The sequence below is a fragment of the Psychrobacter sp. TB20-MNA-CIBAN-0197 genome (assembly GCF_040309765.1).
GTDB lineage: Bacteria > Pseudomonadota > Gammaproteobacteria > Pseudomonadales > Moraxellaceae > Psychrobacter > Psychrobacter submarinus.
In genome coordinates this window covers 1-259 of record NZ_JBEOPC010000895.1, presented here as the reverse complement: position 1 = coordinate 259, position 259 = coordinate 1, and the positions used below count along the sequence as shown (strand labels likewise).

The following is a 259-nucleotide window of genomic DNA, read 5'->3' as shown; positions in this document are numbered from 1 at the left end:
CGGCAAGACAAACTGGTTGATGAGCAAAGCGAGTAACACAAAAATCAAAGCGGGCTGCAATACCCAGCCAACGATACGATAGACGCTGACCCCAGCGGCACGCATGACGACCAGCTCACTTTTATTCGCCAGCAACCCTAGTCCAACGACCGCACCGAGTAGAGCGCCAGTCGGTATAAACTCTTCTAAAAAGTAAGGCGAGCGATAAAAGATATACTTAATCGCCTCGCCCATCGTATAGCTCTCGTCTAACGAATCC

Annotated in this window: 1 protein-coding gene; it reads right to left on the bottom strand. The window is 50.2% G+C overall.

The features are described 5' to 3' along the window. Positions 1–259 (bottom strand): LptF/LptG family permease (locus AAEY83_RS16445; RefSeq protein ID WP_351060764.1); only part of this gene is annotated, 259 nt, incomplete at both ends.